20 protein-coding genes and 1 pseudogene are annotated in these 24,462 nt (G+C 40.2%); all 21 read right to left on the bottom strand.

Features of this window, described 5'->3' with window-relative positions; all coding sequences use genetic code 11:
* Positions 1 to 73 precede the first annotated feature (73 nt).
* Positions 74 to 3,379, bottom strand: a complete 3,306-nt coding sequence (locus tag GT641_RS03630; protein ID WP_161116837.1) for a DEAD/DEAH box helicase family protein — start codon at positions 3,377 to 3,379, stop codon at positions 74 to 76.
* On the bottom strand, positions 3,376 to 3,654 hold the full coding sequence (locus tag GT641_RS03625; RefSeq protein WP_161116836.1) for a hypothetical protein: 279 nt from the start codon (positions 3,652 to 3,654) through the stop codon (positions 3,376 to 3,378). The genes GT641_RS03630 and GT641_RS03625 overlap by 4 nt, the downstream gene beginning before the upstream one ends.
* Complete coding sequence (locus GT641_RS13145) at positions 3,641 to 4,780, bottom strand: restriction endonuclease subunit S (RefSeq protein WP_243143678.1); 1,140 nt, start codon at positions 4,778 to 4,780, stop codon at positions 3,641 to 3,643. The genes GT641_RS03625 and GT641_RS13145 overlap by 14 nt, the downstream gene beginning before the upstream one ends.
* A 50-nt stretch (positions 4,781 to 4,830) precedes the next feature.
* Positions 4,831 to 5,844 carry a virulence RhuM family protein gene (locus GT641_RS03615; RefSeq protein ID WP_161116835.1) on the bottom strand — a complete coding sequence of 338 codons (1,014 nt, stop codon included), beginning with the start codon at positions 5,842 to 5,844 and terminating at the stop codon, positions 4,831 to 4,833.
* 27 nt (positions 5,845 to 5,871) lie between these two features.
* Positions 5,872 to 6,840 (bottom strand): site-specific tyrosine recombinase/integron integrase, encoded by a 969-nt coding sequence (gene xerA, locus GT641_RS03610; protein WP_161116834.1) that lies wholly within the window; start codon positions 6,838 to 6,840, stop codon positions 5,872 to 5,874.
* 46 nt (positions 6,841 to 6,886) lie between these two features.
* Positions 6,887 to 8,041: a restriction endonuclease subunit S gene (locus GT641_RS03605; protein WP_161116833.1), complete on the bottom strand. Its 1,155-nt coding sequence runs from the start codon at positions 8,039 to 8,041 to the stop codon at positions 6,887 to 6,889.
* 40 nt (positions 8,042 to 8,081) lie between these two features.
* Entirely contained in the window at positions 8,082 to 8,828 is a 747-nt protein-coding gene (locus GT641_RS03600) for a nuclease-related domain-containing protein (protein WP_161116832.1), read from the bottom strand.
* 14 nt (positions 8,829 to 8,842) lie between these two features.
* Positions 8,843 to 10,339 (bottom strand): class I SAM-dependent DNA methyltransferase, encoded by a 1,497-nt coding sequence (locus GT641_RS03595; protein ID WP_161116831.1) that lies wholly within the window; start codon positions 10,337 to 10,339, stop codon positions 8,843 to 8,845.
* 3 nt (positions 10,340 to 10,342) lie between these two features.
* Positions 10,343 to 11,404, bottom strand: a complete 1,062-nt coding sequence (locus GT641_RS03590) for a Fic family protein (protein ID WP_161116830.1) — start codon at positions 11,402 to 11,404, stop codon at positions 10,343 to 10,345.
* A gap of 525 nt (positions 11,405 to 11,929) precedes the next feature.
* A pseudogene (locus GT641_RS13285) lies at positions 11,930 to 12,160 on the bottom strand (response regulator); the annotation flags it as partial.
* Positions 12,161 to 12,399: 239 nt separating this feature from the next.
* On the bottom strand, positions 12,400 to 12,834 hold the full coding sequence (locus GT641_RS03580; RefSeq protein ID WP_161116829.1) for an SseB family protein: 435 nt from the start codon (positions 12,832 to 12,834) through the stop codon (positions 12,400 to 12,402).
* Between the two features lie 145 nt (positions 12,835 to 12,979).
* On the bottom strand, positions 12,980 to 14,335 hold the full coding sequence (locus GT641_RS03575; RefSeq protein WP_161116828.1) for a sodium-dependent transporter: 1,356 nt from the start codon (positions 14,333 to 14,335) through the stop codon (positions 12,980 to 12,982).
* Positions 14,336 to 14,382: 47 nt separating this feature from the next.
* Positions 14,383 to 15,912 carry a C69 family dipeptidase gene (locus tag GT641_RS03570; protein WP_161116827.1) on the bottom strand — a complete coding sequence of 510 codons (1,530 nt, stop codon included), beginning with the start codon at positions 15,910 to 15,912 and terminating at the stop codon, positions 14,383 to 14,385.
* A 40-nt stretch (positions 15,913 to 15,952) separates the two neighbouring features.
* Positions 15,953 to 16,750, bottom strand: a complete 798-nt coding sequence (locus GT641_RS03565; protein WP_161116826.1) for an HAD family hydrolase — start codon at positions 16,748 to 16,750, stop codon at positions 15,953 to 15,955.
* Positions 16,751 to 16,817: 67 nt separating this feature from the next.
* Entirely contained in the window at positions 16,818 to 18,302 is a 1,485-nt protein-coding gene (locus GT641_RS03560; protein WP_119962548.1) for an AAA family ATPase, read from the bottom strand.
* Between the two features lie 104 nt (positions 18,303 to 18,406).
* Positions 18,407 to 19,162 (bottom strand): exodeoxyribonuclease III, encoded by a 756-nt coding sequence (locus GT641_RS03555; protein WP_161116825.1) that lies wholly within the window; start codon positions 19,160 to 19,162, stop codon positions 18,407 to 18,409.
* A gap of 231 nt (positions 19,163 to 19,393) precedes the next feature.
* Complete coding sequence (locus GT641_RS03550) at positions 19,394 to 20,914, bottom strand: glycoside hydrolase family 32 protein (RefSeq protein WP_161116824.1); 1,521 nt, start codon at positions 20,912 to 20,914, stop codon at positions 19,394 to 19,396.
* An 11-nt stretch (positions 20,915 to 20,925) separates the two neighbouring features.
* Positions 20,926 to 21,486 (bottom strand): GNAT family N-acetyltransferase, encoded by a 561-nt coding sequence (locus GT641_RS03545; protein ID WP_161116823.1) that lies wholly within the window; start codon positions 21,484 to 21,486, stop codon positions 20,926 to 20,928.
* A gap of 153 nt (positions 21,487 to 21,639) precedes the next feature.
* Positions 21,640 to 21,864, bottom strand: coding sequence for an aspartate dehydrogenase (locus tag GT641_RS03540; protein ID WP_161116822.1), 225 nt, complete (start codon positions 21,862 to 21,864; stop codon positions 21,640 to 21,642).
* A 26-nt stretch (positions 21,865 to 21,890) separates the two neighbouring features.
* Complete coding sequence (locus tag GT641_RS03535) at positions 21,891 to 22,481, bottom strand: M48 family metallopeptidase (protein WP_161116821.1); 591 nt, start codon at positions 22,479 to 22,481, stop codon at positions 21,891 to 21,893.
* Positions 22,482 to 22,622: 141 nt separating this feature from the next.
* Positions 22,623 to 24,179: an ABC-F family ATP-binding cassette domain-containing protein gene (locus GT641_RS03530; RefSeq protein ID WP_008402300.1), complete on the bottom strand. Its 1,557-nt coding sequence runs from the start codon at positions 24,177 to 24,179 to the stop codon at positions 22,623 to 22,625.
* Between the last annotated feature and the right edge of the window lie 283 nt (positions 24,180 to 24,462).

Genomic DNA, 24,462 nt, shown 5'->3' with positions numbered 1-24,462 from the left:
TCAATTTTAAAAGCTGTGTAATCTCATCAAAAATCGTTCCTGTAATCAAATGTATTCCCTCCCTTTAACATTTTTACGCTGCCGCATTGGCATTAATCTGGTCAATAACCTTCCTAATTCCCATCCATATGGTAAGATCAGTAAATATCTCTACCACACTTCCCTTATCAGTAAATGGCGACTCCTGAAGCACAGAAAGATCCTTCATCATTCCGTTGTGTACGATGTACTCGACAATCTGATTAACGAAGTAAATCTGTCTGCTATCAAGATTTGTATCGTTAAGGAACTCAGAGAACGCTTCCTTAGCAGCATTCATATCTAGTCCTACTATTTCACGTACAAACTCACCTAAAGGCTTATGGCCATATTCTTTCTCATAGTCGTCTTTGGAACCAACTTCCTTCCAAAGAATCTGCTCTAAAGATTCAATATCCGTCTCTGTCAAAGGCTTGTTTGTCTTTAACTTAGCAATTGTAATATTATCCTGATGCTGACGAACATAAAACTCAGCCTTAGCCTTATAGTTCTTTAACTCATCATTCTCAAGTTCAGAATCATTCCATTCTGTAGACAGAATCTCATCTGTAAAGTCAGTATCATATTTAACGATTCCCTTTGGCAGGTACTTCATCAGATTACGAAGACTTACTCTGATATGCTCAAATTCATCGATTCCGGCATTATCAACATAGTCAGTATGAAGAATCTTGTTAATAAGTTCTGACTGCACCTGAATTTCCGGAATATTTGCAACACTGGCAATACCTTCAACCTTCTTGAAAAGGTCACTTCTATGTCTTCCATAGCCTTTGCCTGCTAGATATGCTAATTCCATTCCATACATTAATGCATCAAAACGAACTGCGCTTGCCTCATCACCATCTGGCATAATAAGCGAAGCCAGTTCCTCTCGTACCATCAAGGTATCTTCAAAAGTGATTGATTGGTAATTCAGTTCAACCGAATAGGTATCTACATACTTCAGATGCTGTCTTACCGCAAAGTTTTCACGGTTAAGCTCCTGTACCTTTCCAGTCATCATCCCAACCAGTTTGTTTCTATATGCAATAAGTCTGTCAATCTGATATTCGATACCCTGAAGCTTATAAGCAATCTCAAATTCAAGGGAGAAAATAGCCCCCTGAAGAGCAATCATATTAGCAGTAGGTCTTCCCTGATTCATACGGAAGAATTCAAAGTTTCCGCAGAAATCAAAGATATAAAACTTATCTTTATCTTCTCCATCCATAAGTCCAAGACAAAGTCTGGTTCCACGGCCAATCATCTGCCAGAACTTGGCTTTACTCATAACCTTCTTAAAGAATACAAGATTCAATACTTCCGGTACATCAATACCGGTATCAAGCATGTCTACAGATATTGCAATCTGCGGCATCTTCTTAGGATTAGAGAACTCGTCAATGGCACTCTGAGCATATGTCATATAGTTATCGATAACCTTTGCAAAAGGCTGTCCATTCTTGCTTAACTCCGGATACTGTTTATTGAAAACCTCAAGTATCTTCTCCGCATGGTCATGATTCTTGGCAAAGATAATTGTCTTACCAATCTTCTGGCCATAGTCCACCTTAAGACCATCTGTCATAAGTACATGAAGAACCTGCTTAATAGTGTCTTCATTGAAAATCCATGTGTTCAGTGCTGATGAATTGATTCGCTCTGGCAATTCACCATCTTCAAACTCAAATGTCTCCTCATAAGCTGCCTTATCTTCTTCTGACAGTTCATCATAAACAATACCTTCCTCAATGAACTTCAGTTTTGTTTCAACAGTATTAAAGTCAACAAGATAACCATCCTTTACTGCCTGTGCAAGCTCGTATCCATAAGTAGGCACACCATTTTCCAAATCAAATATTCCATAAGTGTTCTTATCAATCTCATCCTTTGGAGTTGCTGTAAGTCCTACCAATGGAGCGTCAAAGTAATTAAATATATCTCTATACTTGTTGTAAATGGATCTATGGGCCTCATCGCAGATTACCAGGTCAAAATGACCACAAGTAAACAACTTTCCCTTATCATCCTTAACTGAATCAATGCAATTCAGCATGGTCTGATATGTAGAGAAAATGCAGTGTGCAGTATAGTTATCCTTTTCCTCTACTAAATTTGAACATGACAAATCTGGCAAAAGATTTACAAAATTTCTTTTTGCCTGTGTAACCAACGAATTACGATCCGCAAGGAACAATATATTCTTAACCCATCCGGCATCTAAAAGAACCTTGCATAATGCAATAACAGTTCTTGTCTTACCAGAACCGGTAGCCATTACAAGGAGTGCTTTTCTACGGTTACGATTATCAAACGCATCACATACCGCCTTAATTGCACCTTCCTGATAATAACGACCTGCAATATTCTTATCTACGGAGATATGGTTTAGGCTTGTTTTCATTGTTTGAAGATTAAACAGTTTCTCCAAATCTCTCTTTGAATAAATAACAGCAACCTTTCTTTCAGGATACTGATTATCAATAATTCTTGTTTCAAAACCATTGGTGAGAAAAACCACTGGTCTTCTCTTATACTGTGCTTCAAGCAAATCTGCGTAAAGCTTTGCCTGCTGTCTTCCTTTTGCAACATCAACACAGGTTCTCTTTGCTTCCACTACAGCAAGTGGTCTGTGTGTGTCATCATAGAGAACATAGTCAGCAAAACCGACTTCAGATTTGTTAGGCATACCAGGAAGTTCTACTTCATTAATCCAGTCTTTTCCTTCTGTCCATCCTGCATCCCAAAGCATTGAATCGATGTAAATTTTTCTTGTCTTGTACTCTGATAAATCAAGAGGCTTTGGCACATAAGTCTGCTGCTGTTCAGCACGCTTTGCAGTCAATTCTTCCTTAAGTGCCTTATTCTCTGCAATTAATGCCTGCAAATCCACGTCGTCATCTGAAGATTTTGCAACAACTGGCTCTTCCTGTGTCTCTGTCAGCAGATTAACATCGTACTGTCGTTCTTCGTAAAAATCAGAATAACAATATGACACATAATCCATGAAGATAAATAGATTCTGTAAGCAAAGAATAGCCTCGTCCTCTGAAATCTTTCTACCATTATGAGCAGCACGATTACCCACCTTACGAATCAGATCTAGCCTTTTCCATAAAGAATCATCTACCAAATCATGGAAGTCCTCGGTACTCATCAAGCTAATCAGATTGTCCTGATATGGCATCTCTAGGGACTTGTCTACGGAATACATCCATTTAATAGCAAATTCCATCGCACGACGACAGTTAATCACACTGGATTCCATATCAATCTTAAGAATCTTTTCAGCAGCAATTGCCACATCAGAAAAACTATTGAATTTTGGTTCTTGTTTCAAAAAATCAAAGTTGGTCATTCGGTAACCTCCTTATCTGTATCGTAATACTCTCTATACTCTTTTATTTGAAATGCTATCTGTTCAGGATATTTCTTGTAGTATTTCCTATAAATCTGCTTAAATAGCATCTGAAATCTCTCATCACCGCAAAATCCAAACATATTGTCAAGTAAATGCGCCACTTCATCTTCTGAAGCATTTCGGCTGCATATAGCCTCTACCTGCGATTTATATATGATGTAAGCATCATCATGAAGGCTGATTATTTGATCTGCAATATTATCTATGTCCAATTATAATCATCCTCCCTTCAAATTTGGATTTGTCGACTTGGGCGACGAAAGCTGCAAACTGGTTTTGTAGTTCTATAGGCGGAACTATAATTTGTGTTTTTTTTATTTCTCCTAAATGAAGATTAGGAACACCAATGCCCTTTAAACTTCCATCGAACTGTTTCTTTGTTTCAGTTGAATTAATAGCTGAACATAGGTATTCAGATACAACAATATCCAATGGTCTTATCAAAGCCAAACTTACATAGATATCAAAAACTTCGTCTTTATCAACAATAGCTGCAACACCTGTAGTACCATTCTTTGCAAGCAGAATATCACCTTTTCTTGGACTGATTCTTTTATATAACTTATTATGCAATTCTTCTGGAATATACTTCAAATGATTCCAGTCAATTTTACCAGTTGTTACATCTTTTGATGATAAAAACTTAAAGCCATTAATAGAATCATCAATATAAGTTGGAGTTTGATGAGTTCCATCTTTTATTGGCTCGCAGACATCTTGCAGAGTTCTCACATTATAACCAAATTTATTATCATAAATAGAACCAAACATCTCGACAAATCGGGCTTTGATTAAGAGGTCAAATTGCTCCAATTCTTTTATTCGTGCAATACGAATACTCTTTATTTTATTGATTTGGTCAACAATGTTCTTTTGCTCGTTAAGAGAAGGAATATCAAATTCCATTCTTTCCAATTGTCCCATCTTAATGCTCTTAAATGTTGAACCAGAACTGTTCTTTGTTAATGAATTCCTAACATCCTCTGATTCAAATAACAAGCAAAAATATTCAGGTATAATGATATCGTCATTAATTGTGAAAATGAAAACTGATTCATTAACATCCCACGAATCATCTTTTTCTTGAACAATAGCAGTCTCACCTATACGTCCAATACTCACAAATAAAATATCACCTGGAGCAATTCTAGAACGCTTCTTTATTGTCTGAATTGCTGCATCATCAACCCTATCTGTTTTATCAGATATATTTATTTTTCCATCATAAATATCTTTTATTGTAATATAAGCGTTATCGCCAGAACCTAGAACGAAATTCTTTCTTGGATTTAATCCCGTCCTCGAATCTATTACAATATCCTTAAAAGAACACTTCATCTATCATCCCCACAAATCTCAATTTGATTTAGATTCGCTGTGGGAACTAATTACTTTTTTATCTCCTGTACAAACTTGTCAAAATCCGAACTGATTTTTTGTGTTTTATTGAATATTTCATACTCTGAATAAGCTTTTTCTAAAGCTTTTGTATGTGATATTCTTCCATTGTCCTTTAGTGTGTCATATCTTCTAAATTCCAAAAACGCATTTACACTTTCCGAGAACTCTTCCATTGTAAAAACATTTTCGCGTTCAATTAAATCCTCTATATAATCAAAATATCCTGTAACAGCCCTTTCTAATTGCCTAATCTGCTTTTCATCCAAATAGTTCTTTGCAACTGAAACATCTGACTTAAGGATTCTACCATCCGGAGCATTTTTCCATGTGGTCAATCCCATATTGTTTTGGGTATGATCAGCAGACTCATATACTATTTCGGCGGCTGTGTGCTTCGTAATTGCATAATGAAACTTATTTTGAATTGTTGAATAAAATTTATAAGCAATTTCTGAATCACGGGTATAATCAATACTACATTCTGCAAAAATGTCAGTAACTTGCTGCCAAATTCTTCTTTCACTAGCACGAATAGATCTTACTCTTTCAAGAAGCTCTCTAAAATAATCTTTTCCAAATGCGGTTTGTCCCTGTTTTAGCCTATCGTCATCCATGACGAAACCTTTTATCATATACTCCTTTAAAACACTAGTTGCCCATATGCGAAACTGAGTAGCTTTTTTAGAATTCACTCTATATCCTACTGAAATAATCGCATCTAAATTATAATAATTAGTTTCATTCTGTTGCGTCTTTCCCTCTATTGCACCATGTCTAGTGGTTGTTTCCATTTTGGAAATAACCACCTCTTTGTCTAATTCACCATCATTAAATATATTACTTAAGTGCTTACTTATTGCAGGGATTCCTACCCCGAATATTTCAGACATCCCTTTTTGAGATACCCAAATACTCTCTTCCGCAATATATGCATCAACTGATACATCACCCTCATCAGAATGATATAGTACCATTTCCATTTGTTTATTAAAATTTGCCATTAGGTGATTCCCTTTCTGATTTATAAATCAAGCCAAATACTTCTTATGCGCCCCTTTAACATTACTTTGATTTACCATTGCATACTGCATAGTAGTATCAATATTGCAATGTCCTAATATCTTTTGAACCTGCTCTATTGGCATCCCCTTATCTATTGCTCTGGTAGCCATGGTCCTTCGAAATTTGTGTGGGTGGATACGTTCCACGCCAACAAGCCTTCCAAGCTCCCTCATACGTATTTCTACACCACTAATCTTTAGCCGATTGTACGGAGCAAGCAATGTGACAAATAATGCCGGATTGTCATCAGTACGAGTGCGAAGATAATCCTGAATATGTATTTTTGACTTTGCATCAAAATACACTCTTCGCTCTTTATCTCCCTTACCATAAACAACGCATTCACGCTGTTCCAAATCAATATCAGAAATATTCAAATTAACAAGCTCACCGACTCGCATTCCAGTTGAATATAGAAGATCCACAATGGCCAAGTCCCGCACCTCTGCGCAGTTATCACGCATCTTTTCAATCATTTCGTCTGAAATAACTTCTTTGACGGCAGTCTTCGTCTTTATCTTATGGATTCTCCTCATTGGGCTCTTAAGTATATAGTCTTCCTCTTCAAGCCAAGTGAAAAAACTGGAAATATTCCTGCGAATATTATCCACAGTTACTTTGCTACAGTTATTTATCTTTTGGTAATCTGCAAGATACGACCGAATATCCTCCGTAGTCATCTTCCTTACAGAAATATCAACCGCTTTCAAAAGATGATTTATAGTGGATTGATAATAGCTTATAGTACGCTCTGAGCAACCTTCTATTTGCTTGGCATCAAGAAACATTTTCAGATAATCCACATTGGAAATATCACTCTTTTCTAGTTCTGCTTCAGCAAACTCCTTTACCATTATTTCCTGTAATTTTTTCAACTGCGCCATGCTTAGGAACTCAGCCATCTCATTAATAATGTTTACGATTTTTTCTTCCATATTGGTATCCTTTCTTTGATACCAACATCGCTACCACCATAATGATTTAACCAAAATATTCCTGCATTAAGCTATCAAATAACAACTGTGCTTCATCAAGTGATTTCTGTACTGCAAATTTGGATTTGTCGACTTGTTTGATAAATCCTACAAACTCATTTTGTAGCTCCACAGGTGGTAACATTAACTTCAATTTGTTATACTTTCCCACATTGAAATGTTGCTGCGCAGCTCCGCCTGTCCCTTCTTGAATTTGTTTTTTCCCATGTGGCATATTGGTATAAGTACATAAGTAATATGGATTTACCTTTGAGCAATCTGGGTGAGCAATAATGATATCTATTGCATTGTATCCCTCAAATTCTTTTGTAACAACACAAGCAGTTCCTGGTGCGCCAGAGCGTACTATTAACAAATCATTCTCTTTCAAAATTGACTTCGAATTCTTATCATTTCCCTCCTGTGAAAAATATACCCAATCCATATTCTTTATAAAACCTTCACCAATATTTAAAGAACGAAATGCAGGTATTCCATCTTTTTTTCCTGTATAGTACTGGGACGGCTTAATAACTACTCCAACCTGTACATCAGCTACATCTTCAACATTAACCATATCCCAATTTAATGAATTATTCTCATCACCAAACATCTCGACAAATCGGGCTTTGATTAAGAGATCTAGTTGCTCCAATTCCTGTCTTCTAACTACAATTACATCCCAAACTTTTTTCAATGTATCTACTGATAATTGCTGTTCTTTTTTATCTGGCAGGTTAATTTCTATTTCCGCTACAATTCCTTTTGATATCTCTTTAAAAGTAGCTCCTCTTCCCAAAGAATTTAGATAAGCTGTATTTCCACGAAGAAACCAATAAAGGTACTCTGGTAAGACTTTATCGGAACAGATCAAGTTCTTAAAACCCTGATTGCAGTACATTTCTTTACCAGCAATTGCAACCTTTCCAATAGGCGCTCTCGAAGACAAAATAACCGTTCCCTTAGGAAATGGTTTCAAGCCTGTCTTCTCAACCCCAAGCTGTGTAAGCTTCCTTACACTTTCTTCAACAATATATGTATCTTCACTGATCTCAGCTGGAGTAATCCAGTCAATATCTCCATCCCAATATTCATCGATACTGGTTTTCGGTGTACTTCCTGATACAATTTCACATATATCTCCTAGTTTTACCTTAGCCATATCATCCCCACAAATCTCAATTTGATTTGTTTTTCCCTTTCTAAATACTTCTCATTACCTTTTTGCATCGAGCTGGCAGCTTATTCTTTTTTTGGTTTCGAATGAAGGCAATATGTGATTTTTCAATGTCCGGCACGGTACAAATCCACTTACTAAGCTCATCATTTATTTTCTGCATTGACATTTCTATATCTTGCTTTGCTTTAAATATGTAATTGATTCTATCCACTACTTCATTTTCAGTAACAAGATTAGCATCAATAAATTGCTGTACTCTGATTTTATCACGAGAAATACCACCAATTATTGTCATTTGAAAAACAGGTACATTCATTCCAACATATGCAACTAACTCTTGTATAAACTGCATATGACGGTAATTCTGTTTCAATCCATTTGTTTCAGATATATTACCAATTCGTTTTTTCAACGACCATGTTTTTGATAAGGCTCCACCTGATACACTTATGTATTTTGCATCATCAATATATTTATCTTCTATGACTAAAATACCTTTGGGAGCTATCAACAAATGATCTATCTGCATGGATTCATACATACACAACTTTGTGTTATAGACTCCAGTTTCAAAATAAACATCATCCAACAAAATCATATCCGGAAATGATTCCCTAATCCGCAATGATATAGTTTTTTCGAAAGAATCTCCAACCTTTTTCTTCTCTTTATATTTCTTTGTAAATTTTAAAAGTCCTGGTTGATTAGGATCAAGATCCGCTTTTCTTCCAACAATATTAGGATGATTTGTTAAATCTATACCTTTCATGATTAGTCACCTCCTTACAACATTGCCTTCAGCTCTTTGATCGCCTCTGTAGCTTCAGAATCAAGTTCCATAATCTTTTCGATAATTTCAGATGTAGGTGGATATTCCACTGCCACATATTCAACCTTCTTATACTTGTTGATAGAAAGATCATATCCGTTATCAACGATTTCCTGCTTTGGAACCATGAAGGACTTATCAGTTCTCTGTCTATCTGCTTCAGCATCACGATTACGGAATCTTTCGATGATATCTGGGATATCATTCTCTGTCACAACTGAACGCTTATCATCCAAGCTGAATCCATCAGCCTGCATATCATAGAACCACACATTGTCGGTTCCTCCATAATTCGTTTTTGTGAAGATGAGAATTCCAGTAGACACTCCGGCATATGGCTTAAATACACCGGAAGGCATTGAAATAACTGCCTCTAATCTCTGGTTCTCAATCAATTCTTTTCTAATGTCCTTGTGTGCCTTAGATGCGCCAAATAATACACCGTCAGGAACAATACAAGCACATCTACCACCAACCTTAAGCATACGAACAAACAATGCTAAGAAGAGAAGCTCTGTCTTCTTTGTGCTACATACTTTAAGCAAATCAGCAGATACAATATCTGCATCAAGGCTTCCCTTGAAAGGTGGATTTGCAAGAATTAATGAATACTTGTCCTTATCAGGGTTCTGATCTGACAAACTGTCTCTATATTCAATGAATGGACTTTCTACTCTATGATTCATCATATTCATAGCCCCAATACGAAGCATAGTTCTGTCCATATCAAAGCCATGGAACATATGATTCATGAAGTGGTCTTTCTTCTGCTTATCATAGAAGATTTCATCCTTCTTATTAGCCCAAAGATATTCACCAGACTCTACAAGGAATCCTGCAGTTCCACAGCTTGGATCACAGATAACATCATCAGCCTTAGGCTCCATAAGTTCTACCATCATCCTGATAATATGACGAGGTGTTCTAAACTGACCATTTACACCTGCTGTAGCTAGTTTAGAAAGAAGATACTCATATACATCACCTCTGGCATCCGAATCATTCAGCTTTGCCATTTGTGTGTACAAATCATCCATAGCATCTACAACCTTTGAAAGCATCAAAGGAGTAGGAAGCTTGAAGATTGCATCGTCCATGTATTTTGAAAACGCACTATCTTTATTTGCATGAAGATTCTTGATAAATGGGAATACCATTTCCTGCACTACAGAATACATTCTGTCAGCTGGATAATCTCTGAATACAGACCACTTAAGCTGAGTTCCATCAATAGTTCTCTCACCGATTTTTACTTCCTTGGAAAAAACACTTTCATAAGGAAGCCCAAGCATAGCACTTTCCTTTGCGTGAGTATTATCAGATACATCCAAGTCATGGATAAACATCAAATATGTCATCTGTTCAATTACATCCAATGGATTTGTAAGACCACCAGTCCAGAAAATCTCCCATAAACTATCAATTCTGTTTTTCAATTCGCCTGTAATCATTTTCTAATTCTCCTTATCCCAGTTCCATGTATATTTGGTGTAACGCCCACCACCGATTTTAATAATCTTTTCCTGCTCCTGAAGTTCTATCAGGGCTCTCTGTATTGTTATCTGACTGATATCAGGACACTTCTTCATAATTTCTGCTTTGGTGATTGTTCCAACAGTCTGCTTAATTACTTCACCGATTCTGTCTCCCTTTGTAAGTCCTGCTGTTGTAAGCAGTTTTACTCTTGAAGAAAACTCACGATACGAAGCAACCACCACGCCAAGCATATATTTGATAAATGGTACATAATCATTTTCACCTTCATGCCATCCTGCCGAGCTTGACTGAAGCGCTTCATAATAAGTATCCTTTGTAGTTTCAATCATCTTCTCGATACTGATATATTTACCAACTATATATCCGCTTCGATAAAGCAACAGCAATGTAAGCAAACGACTCATTCTTCCATTGCCATCATTGAAAGGATGGATACACAAGAAATCCAATACAAACATTGGAATAACAATCAATGGATCAATTGATTCATCCATAAGCGTTTCATCAAATGCTTTGCAAAGAGCATCTATTGCATCTGGTGTTTCCCAAGCCGGCACTGGCTGAAAACGAACCTTCTTATTGCCTACACTATCCACTTCCGCAATAACATTGTCGGTGGTCTTGAAGTAACCTCCAGCTCCCGGTCCCATAAATCTATATAAGTCTCTATGCAATTGGAGGATAATACCAGGCTTAGTCTGCACATAATCATAATTTTCATGAATCGTGTTAAGCACATCTCTATAACCTGCAATTTCCTGCTCAGCTCTACTCTTTGGTGTAGTTTTATCCATAACGAGCTTCTTTAATCTCTCATCAGAGGTATAGATACCTTCGATCTTGTTAGAAGCCTCTGTACTTTGTATCTTTGCAATCTCCATAAGTTCGGTAAGCTGATCAGCATGAGCTTCAATAAATAAGTTCTGCTCGCCTTTGAATTCATGGATTTTTGTAAGTAATCCTACTATTTCCGGAGTGAGCATTTCACCCCACCGTTTTGTATAATTAAGTTCTCTCATTCAATAACCTCATTAAGATTTTAATTATATCAATTGAACATTCTACGACATAATTTATTATATACTCCAATTGCATCATTGTCAAACTCAATTTTATCAATTATATATAGTTTGATAAAATTACATTATGATATGAATCAATTGAAAAAGGACCAGCCCACGCTGATCCTAATCCTCAATCACATCCCCGATTCAATTGTTTTCAAGTTTCATTTTCCACTCTCGGGAACCACACCCGTTTTAATCGAATGTGTTATTTTTGTGTTATTTTTTAACCTCACATGCCCGCAAACCCTTGATTTTACTAACTTTCTAGAAGATATGACATAATCTGCCGTGGCAGATGAATAAGACTTTTATCATTTCGCTTAACTCCTTGAAAATCCAGCGTTTATGCCGGTTTATCGGCATTCCTGCGGCATTATGAAATGAAGTTTTCTTGGTATAAATCAGCTTATTTTGGTATATCTTTTCCATCAAGTGTCATATAAATTGTCATAAATTCCAAATTCATATGACACACTTGGTAACAAAATCATCTGCTCCAAGATTCATGCTCATCAACTCATCCACATCCGCGCTGCGGCTGGTAACAACAATGATCGGAACTTCTGATTGCTTGCGGATCTCCCGACAGATATGAAATCCATCAAATAGTGGCAGGTTAATATCCCGAAGTATCAAATCAGGAGATTCCTGCAATGCCAACATCTGGTTTAGCTTTTTCAGTTCTTTCACTTCCTCTGCGTATGCAATTTTTAAATCTGCTATCGCATGGAGTACAACTGCCTGCTGAGTCTGTCCAGATGGTGACTCCTTTCCAGCCGCCAGAAATCAAAGCATAACAGAAAAGAGACCAACTATCCAGTCAGTCTCAATTCATTTGTAAAAGAAAATCCATACCTTTCTTTTACACTGATAACTATTAACTTTTACACTTATCCAAGATAGCGGGTATGGAATCTTGGATTACAATTGAGAATTCTTTTATTGAGCTATTTTCCTGCCAGAATAAGCTGCAATAGATTTTTATCCAGCATCAATGCCCGGTTCCATGGGTTTAGGATAATACCTTCTATCTCATCCGTCATTAAAGCTGCTTCAAAGAGATGGCTGATATCTGCCATAAAGGTTGACATTACGGCTTCACCGCCCTTTATCTCCTCATCAAAGCCGGTAAATGCCATCCACCAGTACCGCTCATCCTCGGTCTGGATCGCCTGGATCTGCAAACTGCTCTCCGCACCCGCCGGTGGTATAACAGCAACAATGAACTGTCCATTTGCTCTCGCACGTCGTCTTATCACTGTAAGTGTATGTGCAAGCATTTCTTCTGTCGGTTCCTGCTGTAAAACAAGGATTGCTTCTTCGATTGTCTCATTTCCCTGTAAACCTTCATCTACCGGAATACTGTTTTTTTCCTCACTCATATCTGCTCTCCTGATCCGTTTTTCTATACTCACGGAATCCTTCTATAAATTATCTCTGAACATCCATTGGTATCGGATCTTCTTCCATCTTGTTCTTTGTTCTCTGCCTGTTCCACTTCTAACCTTTGCACCCGAATGATCTGTCTTACATCAACCCCTGGATCAAAATGATCAGAATCAGTACCGGAAGCACAAACTGAAAGTATGGTTTGAGTTTTCTGGACACCTTGAGTCCGGAACCAGTGTTCGCTTCTTCCATATAATTATCAAAGCCCCAGCCCCATTTCGTAACACAGAACAACAGATAGATCAGCGAACCGAGTGGGAGCAGAAGATTACTTACCAGGAAGTCCTCACTATCTAATACATCTCTGCCACCGATCAGGTGCAAATCACTCCACACGTTGTATCCCAGAACACAAGGAAGACTTGCGATCAGAATAATAATGCAATTGATGATGGCTGTTTTATTCCTGCTCCATCCGAACATATCCATTGCAAAAGACATAATATTTTCAAATACTGCAATTACAGTCGAAAAGCTTGCAAATGTCATAAACAGAAAGAACAGAGAACCCCAGATCCTTCCGCCTGCCATATTTACAAATACATTCGGCAGCGTTACAAATATCAGCTTTGGTCCTGAAGTAACCTCTACGCCATAACTGAAACATGCCGGAAAAATGATCAATCCTGACATAACAGCAACAAATGTATCCAGGGCACAGATTCGCACACCTTCGCCTGCCAGCGCATGATCCTTGCTCATATAACTTCCGAAGATCTCCATCGCAGCTACACCAAGACTCAGAGTGAAGAATGCCTGATTCATAGCCGCCGAGATCACATTTCCTATCCCGACTTTCTCAACCGTTGACAGATTTGGGATCAGGTAGAACCGTAAACCTTCGCCGGCTCCTGATAAAGTAATACTGTGAACTGCCAGTACCACGATCAGCACCAACAGTGCTGTCATCATGATCTTACTGATCCGTTCCAGACCATTCTGAAGCCCACGGCTGCATACGATAAATCCGACAATAACCGTCAGGATCATCCAGAAGCCCATCTGCTTTGGATCGGCAAGCAGATCCGAGAATACAGATCCGGTCGCATCCGCATCCATACCTGCCTGAAATTCGCCTGTTACAAATTTATAAAAATACGATACCATCCAACCGGATACGGTTGTATAGTACATCATCAGCACATAACATCCAAGGATGGCAAACCATCCATGGATATGCCATTTACTCTTTGGTTTCTCAAGCTCCTTATATGCAAGAACCGCACTCTTCCTGCTTCCTCGTCCGACTGCAAGCTCCATGGTCAGAACCGGAAGTCCCATTGCCACAAGGAACAGCAGATAGAACAGTACAAAGATACCACCGCCATTTTCTCCTACTACATATGGGAATCTCCATACATTTCCAATTCCGATCGCACATCCCGCACTTACTAATAAAAAGCCTAAACGGGATTTAAATGATTCTCGTTTCATATTTTCTACTTTTTCTCCTGTATTTCTTGCTTCTCTATGCCGATGCCTTAAGCATCCGATCTCGCATAAGAATTCTTCATCTGATTACTCAGTTCATATAAGACTTTGGAAAGCGTCTTACCGGTCTCTTTCCTGAGAATATCTGCCATTTCTTGATTGGCCTGCTCTCGAAGCGCACTTCGTTTACCGGCATCCGTTTCTTTTTCTATCTGCTCATCGTATCGGTTGATCACCTCATGCCCTTTCGCAAGCATGGTTTCCTGATACCGTTCGATATGAAACAGCGACTTGCTGTAAGATGCATCTGCCATCGCTGCGATCATCCGACTGTTCCAGTAGAAATTATCGGTAGATACATCAGCGGTCGTGTTCGCCAGATATTCCGGTGTTGTGTCCACATTTGCATAAAATGGCACCATGACATTAAACGCATTTGAGGCAAATGCCACCCACTCGATCACACGACTGTCCTCTGCTCCATATGGTCGCATCTGGATCGCAGACATGAAATCAGTCCGGTTAATGCCGATGGAACGATATGCACCTGCCATCTTCTTATCTCCATATGGAAGATATGGGTCATATGGTGTTCCCTGATAATGCGAGGACAACACATATTTGACATCCTCCATCGTCACCTTATGCTCCGGGATCAGGCTCCATGGAATGTCATCGGATATCGGTGTGTAATCCGCATTTTCACCATCCCAGCGGTAGGTCTTCGGATTCAGATACCGCTCCACAAACCATGCTCTTGGCGTATTGTAGACATGATCCGAATCATCATGACTGCCAAATATCTCTCTTGGGTTAATAAATCTGGCATATGGAACTTCTGCATCCTGTGTCTTACGTTCTGCACTTCTTCTAATAGTCAGATCCAGATGATTCTTCTCGATAAATTCCGCCAGATCTTTTGAGCACATATGTGCGTTCTGATTCGTTAATGCATCCTTCATGTCAAATGTATCCATGCCGAACTGATTCGGCATCACAACATAGACATCATCCGGCACTTTCTTCGCGATCCAGTGATGTCCTCCGATCGTCTCCATCCACCAGATCTCATCCTGATCCTGAAATGCGATTCCATTCATCTCGTAGGTTCCGTACGTTTCAAGCAGACTGCCAAGACGTTCTACACCTGCTCTCGCACTTCCTATATATGGGAGTACCAGACAGACGATATCTTCTTCTCCGATTCCGCCCGGTATTTCTTCGTTTCCGTTCTCTGCCGTCTGATACTCGACCAGAGGATCTGCGCCGAGCACTCTCGGATTCGATGTAATGGTTTCGGTTGCTGTCATTGCAACGTGCGCTGCATTTACACCGCTTGCTGCCCAGATGCCCTCACCATCAACTGCATTTGGCATCGAGGTATAGCGCATCGCTTCTTCCGGAAGCGGAATTTCCAGATGTGCCAGAACCGAACGGTAGATCTTCGGCTGTTCTTCGGGTTCTATGACTACAAATTTCTTCGGCATATAATGACCGGATCCTGAATCATCGTTTCTGGCAATGATCGTTGATCCATCATAGGATGCCTTCTTTCCAACTAATATCGTTGTACATGCCATCAAGCTTCACTCCTTTTTCAATCACAACTGCTGTCCGGATTTATTTTAACAGCTGCTCCTTTAACACCTTGATCACGCCCTGATTGCGCATCGTATCTGCTACATGGGCTGCTGCCTGCTTTACCTCATCTCTGGCACTTCCGATCGCATAGCTTTCCTTTGCACAGGCAAGCATACCAAGGTCATTGATATTATCACCGAATACCATAACTTCATCCGGTTTGATCTCATATTTATCAAGCAGAAACTGTAATGCACTTCCCTTGTTGATCGATGGTTCCGAACAGTCTACCCAGTAAACTCCGGCAGGTGCCAGTAGAACGGTATCCTTCCAATTGTCATAAAACCAGTCTTTTACGATCCGCTCTGCATCCTCCGGGTGAAATATCGAGATCTTCACGATATCATCATCAATATCGGTAAGATCCGGCACTGCCTTGATCTCATAGCGGTATGCTTCCCGCATCCAGTTATACAGTCGTCCATCCTCGCTTCCAACATAGGCATAGTCCCTTCCACAGAGCATCAGCTCTACATCCGGCAGCTTCTCTGCATCCTCCACGATCGCACGGATCAGGTCTTTCTCCATCGGACGTTTGAGCCATGTTTCGCCCTTGCTTCCTCTGACAAATCCGCCATTATCCGGGATATATAAGATCCGGTCTGCAACCGGCGCAAATAACTTCTTAAGGCTCGCATACTGTCTGCCGCTTGCTGCCACAAAGGTAATACCCTTTTCTTTCAGTTTCTTTATCACATCATAGATCTCGGGATCGATCTCAAATGTTCCGTCAGGAACAAGAGTTCCATCCACGTCACTTGCTACTAATTTTATCATTTTTACTTACGCTCCATTTTCATTTAACTAAAAACAGCCGTCCGATAACATTCCTACAGGAAATCTCCTACAGGAATAAATGTCTTACGCCTTCCGCATCAAATGTCACCTGTGGTACATGATCTACCTCGATCCGGTAAAGTGCATTTGCTGCCAGATGCTCGGCTGCCTGCTCCAGATCACGGATACCGGAGGTATTCTTGAATTCTTCAATGACCGCATCCAGACCATCCTCTGTGATGATACATTCATTCTCTTTCAGACCGATCCGCTTCAATACCTTTGGCAATGCAAATTTACTGAAAATGATCTTCTTTTCTTCAAAGGTATAATCCGGTATGTCGATAACCGCAAAACGTGACATCAATGGTGCACTGATATCTTCTTTATTATTTGCCGTTGCGATCGGATATACGCCAACGGTCGGGATCATACACTCCATATAGTTATCTGTAAATCCAAGGTTATCAAGCAGGGTCAGAAGTACATCCGCAGGATTTCCATTTCCCTTTCCTGATGCAGCCTTATCAAGCTCATTGATAATAAATACCAGATTGGATTCTCCTGCGATCGAGAATGCTTCCATGATGATACCCGGCTTTGCATTTGCATAGATTCTGGAACTTCCTGTAAGCTGCTCCGGATCATTGATCGAACTCATATCAAGGGTTGTCCATGGTAGTTTCAGAATACGGGCAACCGCATACGCGATCTGTGATTTTCCGGTACCGGCAGGTCCGACCAACAGAAGTCCATAAGCAGGAAGGGTATGAGTTCGGTTGATCTGGATAACCGTCTCCATGATCCTCTGCTTTACACGTTCCATTCCATATAATTCTTCATCCAGGATCCGTCTTGCTTCAACCGGATCGATTGCTTCAAAATAATTGCTCTTCCACTGAATATTCATCATGATCGAGAGTGCTCTCTGTGCATGACGGCGCTCCTCCGGTGACACCTCGTTGGATCTGGCAACCGCAAGATTTCGTCTCGCCCAGAGACGGATATTATCCGGCATCGTTCTGCCCGCACATGTCATAAAATCAGAAATGCTCTGAAGACTGGTCAGCTTCATATCGTCGCCTTCCTCGTCTGCATCGTCATCCTCCTCGACTTCCTCTGATGCTGTACTTGCAAGCAGTCGTTCGATCATAAACTGTAAGAATCCATCTGCCGCAGATAACTTGGTTCCGCCACCAAATGCTGTCTCTCGGATTCTGTATACTGCATATCCGTCTTCCAGATTTTTACCGGACAGACGTACACTGATATGATTTTCTCCCAGCCATTTGATCAGACTGACAAATCTGGAATCAATCTTTAAAATATCTGCTGAAAATGTCTCCCCATTTTCCTTGAATTCAAAAGTAGTACGCTTTGCCGGATTTGTAAAAACGCCCAGCGCATGATGGATCCACTGTCTCTCACTGTTATCTAACACCAGAATCGGTTCCTCCGGTGTTTTTTCCTTTGCATTTGACTGAAATGCCGTATAGGTACAAACCGTATCCTCATTCTTTACCGGTTTATCACTGAAATCAAAAACTGGCATATATAATTTCTCCTTTTATCATTTTTTCTATTCTTCTACACCCGCAAGTGCTGTAATCTTTGCTTTCGCCTGTTAGTATGCATTTATTCTTATAAATGGCACCGTTACAGGTCAATATCAAGTTCTACCGGACAATGATCGGAACCCAACACCTCTGTATGGATCTTTGCATCCACAAGTCTGGATTCCAAAGCCTTTGAGGTCAAAAAATAGTCGATCCGCCATCCGGCATTCTTCTCTCTTGCCTTAAAACGGTAAGACCACCAGGAATAAATGCCTTCTGCGTCCGGATTAAAAAAACGAAACGTATCAATAAATCCACTGTCAAGCAGGGTACTGAATTTTTCTCTTTCCTCATCTGTAAATCCGGCGTTCTTACGATTGGTCTTTGGATTTTTCAGATCGATCTCTGTATGTGCCACATTCATATCCCCACATACTACCACCGGCTTTGTCTGTTCCAACTGCTTCAGATACTCTCTGAAATCATCCTCCCACTTCATACGATAGTCCAGTCTGGCAAGCTCATTCTGTGAATTTGGCGTATATACAGTGACCATATAAAAATTATCATATTCGAGTGTGATGACTCGTCCCTCATGGTCGTGTTCTTCTATACCGATTCCATATGCCACTGACAACGGCTCTTTCTTTGCGAAAATAGCAGTTCCGGAATATCCCTTTTTCTCTGCATAATTCCAATATTGATAATAACCCGGAAGCTCCAGTTGAAGCTGTCCTTCCTGCATTTTTGATTCCTGAATACAAAAAATATCTGCATCTGCCTCTTTAAAGAAATCCATAAAATTCTTTCCAACACATGCGCGAATTCCGTTCACATTCCACGATATCATCTTCATTGTAGTGCTTCCTCCTGTCTGATCTATATACATAAAAAGACCATCCGCTACCTCCTGAAAGCTCCGCTCTGCCTACGCAATAGAAAAAAGAGTCATGGGTAATACGGCAAATGCCGCACTTATTTCTAAACGAATGGTCATGTTTATTATACTACATCTGGTTTATCCGTCAAATAAATTCATTGCATTGTCGGTATACCAGATTACTATATCTATAACCGGTATCAGAATTTATCTGTTCATCGGAATCTCAATATCGAACTTTTCTATATCGATTATCGCATTTCCATCACAGAAAAACGAAATGCCATCTGCTGTCTGCGGCGTATAAATTGTTGTACTCATTGACAACGCTCCGTCATTCACAAACAGTTCTACCGAATTGCGGTCAAGAATAAACCGTAATGTTATCCGTTCTGCTTCCGATTCTACCTCTGCCCGCCTGATGCAGACTACATCCCTGTTCATTCCGGCAAATGTCCGGTCAACTTCGATCTCCCGTTTTCTTCTGTTATATGTAATTCTGGTATAATGCTCTGCATCTTTTGCTACATCAATATAAAACTCCTGAAATTCACCGGATTTTATTGTTACTGTCATATCCAGCGTTCTTCCCTTTATCCCATCAAAGTTCTGCCCGCCTTCTACCTTTTCATTCGAATAGGAAACCGGCCGAACCCGATATTGCTCCAGTTCTTTCACAGGTTTCTGGATGATCCTGCCATCTGACAGATATAATTCTCTTGGGATTGTCATCATGCCCTGCCACTCCTGTCCATCCGGGATAAATGAATTATGCCATGACTGCATCCATGCGATCAGAATTCTCCTTCCATCCGGAAGTTCTGTCGTCTGTGATGCATAAAAATCCAGACCTTTATCAAGTGTATGTGGCTGCCCCATTTGAAACTGCTTTTTTGCATGATCATATGTTCCAACAACATAGATTGCATTATTACCATTATGCAGTTCATTTCCCTGCGCCTGTACATCAGGTGGTGAAAACAACAGCACATCTTTTCCGTCCAACCTGAAATAATCCGGACATTCCCATACGCTTCCTAACCGTTCCATGTGCTCTGCAAATACACCTTCATATTTCCAACAACCTGCTGCTTTCTCAAAGGCTTCTGTCTCCTGTTCGGTAAGCTCTGTTTTTTCCAGATATTGATGTATTTCAGAATTTGAAAATAACGCGATCATTCCTTTATTCTGAGCATCCCGGCTGCAGGTCAGCATATAGTAAATACCATCTTCTTCCCATACCTTCGGATCTCTGAAATCAATATGGCTGAATCCCTCCGGCATCACTGCTCCTGTGAGAACAGGATTGTTCTTCAGCTTCTTATAACCTACACCATCTCCAACTGCCATACACTGATTCTGAAGATTGCAGCCACCATTCTTATCTTTACTGACTCCTGTATAAAACAACACATGTCCAAGATTTGTCATAACTGCCGAACCGGAAAAGCATCCTTCCTCATCGTATTCCTTATCCGGTGCAAGTGCCGTCGGATACTGCTTCCAACTTATCATATCTTCACTTACCTGATGCCCCCAATGCATCGGTCCCCATACATTGCTATATGGATGATATTGATAAAACAAATGGATTTGTCCCTTATATACTGAAAATCCATTGGGATCATTCATCCAGCCGATCGGTGGTGTTACATGAAATAACGGTCTTTTATCAGCATCAACTTCATATTCTTTTTCATATTTTCTGACTGCTTCTAATGTATGCATATTCTTTCTCCTTATCCAAGCTCCAAGGCTGTCTTTGCAATTGCCTCCGGGATACCCTTTTCCAGTTCACACGTCATCTCATGCCACTGTTCGCCGCCCCACGAAGAAACCGACATGCCGTTATCCTCATATCCCATCTTCCGGTACATGGCAACCTTGGATTCCAAACAGGTAAGGATCAGTCGCTTTCGTCCATTCTGTCTTTCCCTGTTCTTATAACATTCCATCATCTCGGAAGCCAGCCCAATCCTGCGATATTCCGGCAAAACATCAACACCAAGGATCATTACATTTTCTCCGGCAGGATCATACAGATCTGCATTCTGAAAAAATTCATCACGCAAAACCGTTTCATTTGTAGACAGACCATTAATAAATCCGGCAATCTTACCTGTTGCTTTATCTACCGCAACCAGAAACATTTCCGGCACTTTCTCCACACGCAAATGCATCATCTCCGGAGTACAGGCCTCATTCGGAGGAAAACAGATCCGTTCGATCTCTGCTGTTTGCTCTGCTTCATTCTTTTTAATATTTCGGAACACAAATCTTACTAAATTTTCCTGTGTCACAGTTAAACTCCTTTTTGCTATTTGTTATGAACTCTGTATTATAGATAATATAGGAACTATTTTTTCAGGAGGAACTATTATGGGTATTAAAGGCATCGATATAAACAAAGACGGAGTTACACTCGGCGATCATATTGAAAATATGAAAGAAAATCAATATATCTTTGGAATCTCCGCATCCTGCGGGATTCCATATTTTTTCCGGAAGACTTTCAGATCTTCTTTTCCACGGATCAACATGACATCTTCAAATGTCCCGTTATGGATATCCTGAAAACCTGCGACCTGTTCACCGGTGCAGATGCTGCATTTGATGACCGGTCGTTTACTCTGACTATCATATGATGCCTGCTCTTTCTTTTTTCGAAATAATCCCATATTAAACTTCCTTTACATTTCAATTTTTAATTCGCCAGTTGATATTCTTTTAACTGCTTCCGTCTCGCTCTATAGTCCGGGCAATACCGCGCTACCTCTGACCAGAATTCTTTGGAATGATCCATATGTCGTCTATGTGCCAGCTCATGCACTACCACATAGTCAAGTAATTCATCCGGCAGATAATATAACCGATAATTAAAATTCACATTTCCGGCACTGCTGCAGCTTCCCCATCTGGTCTTCTGGTTGCGGATCGTGATGCGCCCAACTGTCACCTGCATAACCGCACAATAATACTTTACCCGATCTGCTATCTTATCCTTGATCTTCTGAATCTCTGCATCTGATAACGCATCCACAGATGGAACCTTAATTTTCGTTCGTGCATCCGCACGCTTTTTTACCTGATCCACCTTCTTTAAGATCCAATCCTGTTGTTTCTCTATAAATGCTTTTAACTTCCGGTCAGATAATCTCGCCGGAATCCTTGCAAGCACCGTTCCATCCGGTCGCACCTCCAGGCCAAGACTTTTTCTCCCGGATCTTATAACCTGTACCCGGATATTTTCATTTGTCACTTTGTCATTCAGTATTATCTCTGTCAGCATATTCATAGCCGTCTATATTCCCATCCGATTATAGACAGTCTTCACCTCATATTTATAACTTCATTTCTCATACTAAACTATATGTGCTATCAATTACAGACAGCCTTATATTTTCTACATAAAAACTGCCTGCAATACTTTTCTTTATTACAGTGTCAGCACACTGTACTCTTCCAGATTCCACACCTTTGTCACAATATCCGAATAGAACTCCGGCTCATGGCAGACTAACAGAACCGAACCATGATAGTCTTTCAGTGCCCGCTTCAATTCGTCCTTTGCATCCACATCCAGATGGTTTGTCGGCTCATCGAGGATCAACAGATTCGTTTCCTGATTGATCAGCTTACACAGGCGTACCTTTGCCTGCTCGCCACCGCTTAATACCTTAACCTTGCTCTCGATGTGCTTGGTTGTCAATCCGCATTTGGCAAGTGCCGACCGCACCTCATACTGTGAAAATCCCGGAAATTCCTGCCAGATTTCTTCCAGACAGGTATTCTCTGTTCCGGCCATTTCCTGTTCAAAATAGCCTTTATACAGATAATCACCCAGATGCACCGTACCGGATATCGGCTTGATGATTCCAAGCAGACTCTTAAGCAGCGTACTCTTTCCTATACCATTTGTACCAACGATCGCGATCTTTTCTCCACGCTCCATCCGAAGGTTGATTGGTTTGGAAAGCGGCGCCTGTTTATCATATCCGATCACCAGATCCTCAGTCTCAAATAACATCTTACCCGGTGTTCTCGCTTCCTTGAAGTAAAATTCCGGCTTTGGACGTTCTCTCGCAAGTTCTATCACATCCATCTTGTCCAGCTTCTTCTGTCTGGACATCGCCATATTTCTTGTGGCAACACGCGCTTTATTTCTGGCAACGAAATCCTTCAGCTCGCTGATCTCCTGCTGCTGTTTCCGGTAAGCAGCCTCCTGCTGTGCCTTTCTCGCCTCGTATACTTCCAAGAATTTGTCATAGTTGCCGACATAGCGGTTCAATTCCTGATTCTCCATATGATAGATGATATTTACGACATCATTTAAAAATGGAATATCATGGCTGATCAGGATGAATGCGTTCTCATACTCCTGCAGATACCGCTTCAACCATTCGATATGTTCTGCATCCAGATAGTTTGTCGGCTCATCAAGCAACAGAATCTCCGGCTTCTCAAGTAACAGCTTTGCAAGCAAAACCTTGGTACGCTGACCACCGCTCAGATCTGTTACGTCATGATCCAGTCCAAGTTCCAGAAGCCCCAGCGCTCTCGCTACCTGTTCCGTCTTGGCATCGATCATATAGAAATCATGATTTGTCAGAAGATCCTGCAGCGTGCCGACTTCCTCCATCATTTCCATGATCTCATCATCCGTTGCATCCGCCATGCTATCATAAATCTGGTTGATCTTCTCCTCCATCTCAAACAGATAAGAAAATGCTGACTTCAGCACAGATTCGATCGTCATTCCCTTTTCCAGCACCGCATGCTGATCCAGATAGCCAACACGCACATGCTTGTTCCATTCCACCTTACCTTCATCCGGCGCAAGTGTTCCTGTCACAATATTCATAAAGGTACTTTTACCTTCACCATTTGCTCCAACCAGTCCGATATGTTCACCGGCAAGCAGCCGGAAAGATACATTATTGAAAATGGCTCTGTCTCCAAAACCATGCGTCAAATTTTCTACATTTAAAATCATTCGTCTTACCCTTTTCCGTTTATTTCGTGATAAGGTTACTATACCTTATGGACGGGATTCAGACAAGATAACTTTTTCCCATTCCTTCGATTTTCTTTTTCCCCCGCCTGTGCTAGAATGTGATTGCAGATTGTATTCGTGTGCGCACTTATCTACTTCTATATTTGTGTATCCTTAACATTCCCAATCAGGGGACGCTTCCGCTCGTTTTCCCGCTGTGTAACTTCGAACTAACCTCGGATAAACCTCGGTAAGGTCTCAGTTAGGTCTGCAGCGGTACTAA

The organism is Clostridium sp. BIOML-A1 (genome assembly GCF_009874105.1).
Lineage (GTDB): Bacteria > Bacillota > Clostridia > Lachnospirales > Lachnospiraceae > Coprococcus.
Note: the sequence above shows the minus strand (reverse complement) of the source record. Positions and strands in the feature narration are given on the sequence as shown.